The 7,621-nt window shown below is 68.5% G+C and carries 4 protein-coding genes; 3 read left to right on the top strand and 1 reads right to left on the bottom strand.

All coding sequences use genetic code 11. The annotated features are described in order from the left end of the window. Positions 1–104: 104 nt before the first annotated feature. The 3 genes from ARC20_RS17605 (at position 105) to ARC20_RS17615 (ending at position 5,622) form a co-directional block, all read left to right on the top strand. On the top strand, positions 105–3,149 hold the full coding sequence (locus ARC20_RS17605) for a TonB-dependent receptor (protein ID WP_057649385.1): 3,045 nt from the start codon (positions 105–107) through the stop codon (positions 3,147–3,149). A 110-nt stretch (positions 3,150–3,259) separates the two neighbouring features. After that, positions 3,260–4,639 (top strand): CehA/McbA family metallohydrolase domain-containing protein, encoded by a 1,380-nt coding sequence (locus ARC20_RS17610; protein WP_237642625.1) that lies wholly within the window; start codon positions 3,260–3,262, stop codon positions 4,637–4,639. Between the two features lie 104 nt (positions 4,640–4,743). Continuing rightward, positions 4,744–5,622 (top strand): EamA family transporter, encoded by an 879-nt coding sequence (locus tag ARC20_RS17615; protein WP_057649382.1) that lies wholly within the window; start codon positions 4,744–4,746, stop codon positions 5,620–5,622. 25 nt (positions 5,623–5,647) lie between these two features. Here the strand turns inward: ARC20_RS17615 and ARC20_RS17620 are convergent, their stop codons facing one another. After that, positions 5,648–7,480 (bottom strand): ABC transporter ATP-binding protein, encoded by a 1,833-nt coding sequence (locus tag ARC20_RS17620; protein WP_057649387.1) that lies wholly within the window; start codon positions 7,478–7,480, stop codon positions 5,648–5,650. Positions 7,481–7,621 lie beyond the last annotated feature (141 nt).

Below are 7,621 nucleotides of genomic sequence, written 5' to 3' on the forward strand. Positions count from 1 at the left end.
TCATCGAAAAACGGTGCCCGATTCCCGCGCTGGCGAATCGTAGTCCAGGCATGCGCGGTTGAACCGGCCGCGCACCTCCCCTCACTCCACCCTTGGACTCGACGATGCGCCGCACCCTGTTCCTCTCGATCGCCCTGGCCCTGCAGGCCACCGCCATCCCGACTTTCGCGCAGACCGCCAGCACCGCCACCGAAGCCATCCCGGCCCAGCCGCTCGACCGCGCGCTCAACGCGCTGTCGCGCCGCACCGGCCTGCAGTTCATCTACGACGCGCAGGCCGCGGGCAACCCGCGCACGCGTGCCGTGCCGGCCGGCCTGAGCGCCGAGGAAGGCCTGCGCCAGCTGCTCGACGGCACCGGCCTGCGCTACCGCTTCGTCAACGCCACCACGGTGACCATCGAAGCCGATGCCGCCGGCAGCGCCACCCCGCTCGCTGCGCCCGCATCGGCTGCAGGTGATGCGGGCGCCACGGGCGTGCCGCACGCCGAATCGCCGCTGCACCAGCTCGACCGCATCGAAGTCACCGGCAGCTACAGCCGCAGCCTGGAGCAGGCGGTGGACCTGAAGCGCTGGAACATCGGCTTTTCCGATTCGATCGTTGCCACCGACGTGGCCGACTTCCCCGAGCAGAACCTGGCCGAAGCGCTGCAGCGCATGCCCGGCGTGACCATCGAGCGCAACAAGGGCCTGGGCACCAAGGTCAGCGTGCGCGGCCTGCCCTCGGACTACACGCTGGTGACGATCAACGACCTGGCCACCGCCTCGGGCAGCGGCGGGCGCGATGTCGAGTTCGACATGTTCGCCTCGGAGATCATCCAGCAGGTCACGGTGCAGAAGTCGCCCACCGCCGCGGACGAGGAAGGCGGCATCGCGGGCACCGTGGATATCTCCACCGCACGCCCGTTCGACTACAGCGCGCGCAAGATCGCCGTCTCGGCCGAAGGTGCCTACAACTCGATCTCCGAGAAGACCGACCCGAAGTACGCCTTCCTCGCCAGCGATACCTGGGGCGACTGGGGCGCGTTGGTCTCCTATTCCCGCGCCAAACGCACCAACCGCACCGACTCCACCTCGGGCATCAACTTCCGCCCGATGTCGCGTTTCCTCAGCGCGTCGGGCACCCGCGGCACGCAGGCGCAGGCGGTGCTGGCACGCGACGCCGGGGTGATCGTGCAGGACCGCAACGATACCGACGAGTCCAACCTGATCGTGTTCCAGGACAAGGTGGGCGACCGCGTCTACGTCAACGAGCAGGACAAGTGGGGCGCCACGGCCTCGCTGCAGTACAAGCCCAGCAATACCTTCAGCGTGGCGTTCGATGCCATGTGGGGCGGCTACGACGCCACCGAGGACGAGTACGACGCGGCGGCTTACTCGGCCTCCAGCCGCAGCACGCTGGAAACCATCCATGACTACGACGACACCACGCTGGCCGACTACGGCATGGTCGTGCTGAAGGATGTCTCCTACACCGCCACCCAGCACGAGATGCTGAGCAAGGAGCGCATCAACAAGACCGACTACAGCCAGTACAGCGTCTCGATGGACTGGAAGGGCGACGTCTGGAGCGTGGATGCGATGGCCGGCTACTCCGGCGCGGAGAAGACGCTGGACTATTCCAACCTCAAGCACGTGGCCTACGCGCCCTCGCGCACGCGCTGGACGGCTGACAGCGGCGAGACGATCCCCAGCGCCAACCCGAACACCATCGACATGTACAACGCCCCGGAGAAGTACCTCTTCGAGGCGTACGAAACCACGCTTGAGCGCATCAAGGACGACAAGTACGCCGGCCAGGTGGACCTGGCGCGCAGCTTCGACCTGGCGTTCTTCCCGGCCCTGCGCAGCATCCAGTTCGGCGGCCGCTACACCGACCGCTCCAAGCGCCGCGAATACGGCGAACTGAAGATCACCGGCCCGACCGCCGGCAGCGCGGCGTGGGTCAACACGCTCACCATGGCCGACAGCCCGCTGCAGTCCATCGGCGACATCGTTCCCGGCGGCGACTACAGCTTCAAGAACCTCGACTGGCAGCAGATCTCCAACGAGTACGCCCGCAACGCCTTCCGCTACGACGGCTTCACCACGCCCTACGACCCGGGCCAGTACTACCGCGTGGACGAAACCGTGACCGCGCTGTACGCGATGGCCGACCTGGGCTTCGACATCGGCACGGTGCCGGTCTCGATCAACGCCGGCACGCGCTACGTGGACACCTCGGTGACCTCCTTCGGCTACCACCCGATCCAGAACCCGGACGGCAGCACCGGCTACACCGACGACCCGGTGTCGAAGGACGGCAGCTACAAGGACTGGCTGCCGAGCTTCAACATGACCGCCGAACTCACCGAGGGCCTGATGCTGCGCGCCGCGGCGGCCAAGACGATGATGCGTCCGGCGCTGACCGACGTGGCCTACAAGCGCACCGCCAGCTGGAGCTCGTTCCGCTTCACCGACGGCAACCCGGACCTGAAGCCGACCTACGCCAAGCAGTGGGAAATCGGCCTGGAGAAGTACTTCGACAACGGCGGCCTGCTGGCGGCGTCGTACTTCAACAAGAAGATCGACGGCGTGGTGATCAGCGCGCTGACCGGCGTGGTCGAGGACGTGGCGGTGTACAACGCCAACGGCAGCCTCAACGGCATCTACGATTTCGACGTGTACCAGCCGGTCAACGCCAAGGGCAGCTATGACGTCGATGGCATCGAGGTGATCGGGCAGGTGCCGCTGGGCATGTTCGCGTCCTGGCTGGAAGGCTTCGGCATCAACGCCAACTACACCCGCCTGGACAGCTCGCTGGCCGGCGAGTCGGACCTGGGCATCAAGACGCCGATGCCGGGCCTGTCCAAGGACACCTACAACGCCACCTTCTACTACGAGAACAAGCGCTTCGACGCGCGCCTGTCGTACAACCACAAGAGCGAGTACGTCGAATCGATCGGCTACAACATGTACCCGATCTACCGCGACGCCTACGGCCAGCTGGACATGTCGATCGGCTATCGCATCACCGAGAACGTCAAGCTCAGCCTGAAGGGCATCAACCTGACCGACGAGGTCACCAGCGGCTACACCATGGACCCGGCCTTCCCGACCATGTACGAGAAGTCCGGCCGCCGCATCAGCCTGGGTATCCGCGCGGACTTCTGATCGCCGCCGCGCCGTGACGCCGGCGGTCGCACGCGCGACCGCCGGCCCCCGCTTCCCGATGCCCCGCCGATGCCGGCGGCGGCATCGCCTTGCCTGTCGAAGGAGTTTCCATGCGTCCGTTCCTGCTGCCGCTGCTGGTGCTGTCGGCCTGTTCCCTCCCCGCCCGCGCCGCTGAAGCCGCGCGCGGGTGGCAACCCGGCGACCACCACGTCCACAGCGAATGGAGCGTGGACTGGGACCGCAGCACGAACCCACCCACGCCGGTACCCGGTGGCGATTCGCGCTATACCCGCACCCGCAATGCGCAAGTCGCGCAGGGCAATGGCCTGGTGTGGATGGTGCATACCGACCACGGCGGCCCCGGGCATTCGATGGTGAACCGGGATCGGGCGTGGCCGGCACTGCAGGAGGCAAGGCGCGCGGTGCCCGGGTTGATCCAGTTCTACGGCATGGAGTTCGACGTGCCCGCCGCCGAGCATGCCTCGCTGGTCATCGCGCCTGGCCCTGACGAGCGCGAACAGCTGTTCGCCATCGAACGCGACTACAGCCGCGGCGAGCCGATACCGCCGGCCACGCGCGACGAGGAGCAGCAGATGCTCGATGCATTGGCCTACATGCGCACGCTGAGCCCGCTGCCGCTGATGTTCATCAACCACCCCTCGCGCACGGCCAGCGGTTTCGGCAGCTGGGGCGAGGTCGAACCGCGCGAGCTGCGTGCCTGGCACGATGCCGCGCCGCGGGTACTGGTGGGCATGGAAGGCGCACCCGGCCACCAGGGCGCGGGCGTGCATCGTGGCCTGTACCGCGATGCCAACGCGCCGACAATGGGCGGCTTCGACCAGATGACCGCGCAAGTCGGCGGCGTGTGGGACGCGATGCTGGCCGAAGGCCGGCACTTCTGGATCACCGCCACCTCCGACTCCCACGTCAACGTGCGCGATGGCGGCCGCGACTTCGACCCGGGGCAATACAGCAAGACCTACGTGTGGGCGCGTCCGGAAGCCGGCGACATCCTCGACGGGCTGCGCGATGGCCGCATGTTCGCGGTGACCGGCGACCTGGTCGATGCGCTCGACCTGCAGGTGCACGGCGCCGGGAACGATCGCGCGACGATGGGCGGCACGCTGGCGCTGGCGGCGGGCGCGCCGATGCGCATCACGCTGAAGGTGCGCCAGCCCAAGGCCGCCAATCACCAAGGGCAGCATCCCGCACTGCGGCATGTCGAGCTGATCGTCGGCGAGGCCGACAAGGACGGTACGCCGAAGATGCGTACCCGGCGATTCGAGGCCCCGCAGTTCCAGCGCGAGGGCGACTGGCAGGTGGTGTCGTGGACGCTGCCCGCCCCGGCCCAAGGCGGCTTCGTGCGCGCGCGCGGCAGCAGTACCGGCGAGGCGGTGCCGCTGCCGGACGTGGCCGGCGAGGATCCCTGGCAGGACCTGTGGTTCTATTCCAACCCGGTGTTCGTGGAGAACGTCGCGGTTTCGCGATGAACTCCGTCCTGCTCCCTTGGCTGGGCTGGGAGCAGGCCTTCTAGCCGGCGCGGCGGCGGGGACGCGCATGTCATCATGCCGTCCCCGTTCGGCCCCTCGCCCCCATGTCCGCGTCCCACCGCACCACCCTGCCGATCCTGGCCGTCCTCGGCTCGATCACCTCGCTGTGCTTCGGCACCTCGCTGGCCAAGCACCTGTTCCCGGTGATCGGCGCGCCGGCCACCACGCTGCTGCGCGTGGGCTTCGCCGCGCTGCTGATGTTCGCCGTGCAGCGCCCATGGCGGGCGTGGCCCGCGCCGCGTGCGCTGGCATTGGTGGTCGGGTACGGCGTGGTGCTGGGCGCGATGAATCTCTCGTTCTACCTGGCGCTGCGCACGATCCCGTTCGGCATCGCGGTGGCGATCGAATTCACCGGTCCGCTGGCGGTGGCGCTGCTGTCCTCGCGCAGGGCGCTGGATTTCGTCTGGATCGTGTTCGCCATCGCCGGCCTCTCGCTGCTGGTGCCGCGCGGCAGCCTGGATGCGGCGCTGGATCCGGTCGGCGTCGGCTGGGCGCTGCTGGCGGCGCTGTGCTGGGCGCTGTACATCGTGGCCGGCCAGCGCGCCGGGCAGGCCGGCGGGCGCGCCACCGTGCCGCTGGGCCTGCTGGTGGCCACGCTGGTGGCGCTGCCGTTCGGCGTCGGACAAGTGGGCGCGGTGTTCGGCTCGCCGGCACTGCTGGCGTTCGCCGCCGGCGTGGCGCTGCTGTCGAGCGCGATTCCGTATTCGCTGGAGATTTACGCGCTCAAGCACCTGCCGCGGCAGACGTTCGGCATCCTGCTGAGCCTGGAGCCGGCGGTGGCCGCGCTCGCCGGCTGGCTGCTGCTGTCCGAAGCACTGAGCAGCCGCCAGTGGCTGGCGATCGGCTGCATCATGGTGGCCTCGGCGGGTGCCGCGCTGGCGGCGCGGCGCGGCAAGCCGGTGGCGGTGCCGGTCGACGGCTGAGGCCTGTTCGCGGCCTTCCTGCCCGCTACGCGTCCGCCGCCACGAATCCACCGGTCTGCCGCGCCCACAGCCGCGCATACAGGCCGCCGTGCGCGATCAGTTCGGCGTGCGTGCCGCTTTCCACGATCGCGCCACGGTCCATCACCACCAGCCGGTCCATCCGCGCGATGGTGGACAGCCGGTGCGCGATGGCGATGACCGTCTTGCCGGCCATCAGGTCGTCCAGGCTTTCCTGGATCGCCGCTTCCACTTCCGAATCCAGCGCCGAGGTCGCCTCGTCCAGTACCAGGATCGGCGCATCCTTCAGCAGCACGCGCGCGATGGCGATGCGCTGGCGCTGTCCGCCGGAGAGCTTCACGCCGCGCTCGCCCACGTGCGCGTCGTAACCGCGGCGGCCCTCGCCGTCCACCAGTGAATCGATGAAGCTCGCCGCGCGCGCCCGCTCCACCGCCGCCTGCAGCTGTTCCGGCGTCGCATCCGGGCGGCCGTACAGCAGGTTGTCGCGGATGGAGCGGTGCAGCAGCGAGGTGTCCTGCGTCACCACGCCGATCTGCCCGCGCAGGCTTTCCTGGGTGACGTCGGCGATGTCCTGCCCGTCGATGAGGATGCGCCCCTGCTCCAGGTCGTAGAGCCGCAGCAGCACGTTGACGAGCGTGGACTTGCCCGCCCCGGACGGTCCCACCAGGCCGATCTTCTCGCCCGGCCGCACCTGCAGGTCGAGCCCGACGATGACGCCGCCGCGCTTGCCGTAGTGGAAATGGATGCGCTGGAAATCCACCTCGCCCCGCGTGACCACCAGCGCACGGGCGTCGGCGGCGTCGCGCACCTGCACCGGCTGGGAGATGGTCTGCATGCCGTCCTGCACGGTGCCGATGTCTTCGAAGATGCCGTTCACCGTCCACATGATCCAGCCGGACATGTTGTGGATGCGGATGACCAGGCCGGTGGCCAGGGTGATCGCGCCCACGCTCACCTGTCCGCGGTTCCACAGCCACAACGCCAGCGCGCAGGTACCGACGATGAGGAAGCCGTTGGCGACCGCGATCCAGGTATCGAGCGCGGTGGTCATGCGGGTCTGCCGGCGATGCTTGACGGCCAGTTCCTCCACCGCGTCGCGCACGTAGGCCTGTTCCCGGCCGGCGTGGGCGAACAGCTTGAGCGTGGCGATGTTGGTGTAGCCGTCGACAATGCGGCCCATCGCCTTGGAGCGTGCATCGGAGGCGATCCATGCGCGCTCCTTCATGCGCGGCACGAACCAGGCCATCAACGCGACGTACACCACCAGCCACACCAGCAGCGGGAGGGTGAGCACGGGATCGGCGCGCGCGAACAGCCACAGCGCGCTGCCGGTGTAGACCACGATGTACCAGAGCGCATCGACCATCTGCACGGCCGACTCGCGCAGCGACGTGCCGGTCTGCATCACGCGGTTGGCGATGCGGCCGGCGAAATCGTTCTGGAAGAACGCCAGGCTCTGGCGCACGACATAGTTGTGCATGAGCCAGCGCGAGCGGTTGCTCAAGCCGGGCACGATGGCCTGGTTGACCAGCAGGTTGTGCAACGCGACCAGCAGCGGGCGGAGCAGCAGCGTGATGCCGGCCATCCAGAGCAGTTCGTTGGCGTGGCGCTGGAAGAAGCCGGCGCCGGGGCCTTCGGCGAGGAGATCGACGATGCGGCCGAGGAAATCGAACATCGCCACTTCCACGAGGGCCAGCGCGAGGCCGGCGACGAGGGTGGCGAGCAGGACGTGCCAGATGGGGCGCAGGTAGTGGAGATAGAAGCGCCAGACGCTGCGCGGGGGCGTTTTGGTCTCCGTCTTGGGGAAGACGTCGATCAGGGATTCGAACCAGCGGAACATGTGCGACATGTGGGGATTATCGCACCTGGCATGTGAGGCGGGCGGTGATGCGGGGCCGAGGCGGGCGGTGAGGCGGATGGTGATGCGGACGGTGATGCTGGCTTGCGGTGCGGGCGCCGCCCTGCCGTATAGGGTCGTCAC

This window comes from Stenotrophomonas panacihumi (assembly GCF_001431645.1).
GTDB lineage: Bacteria > Pseudomonadota > Gammaproteobacteria > Xanthomonadales > Xanthomonadaceae > Stenotrophomonas_A > Stenotrophomonas_A panacihumi.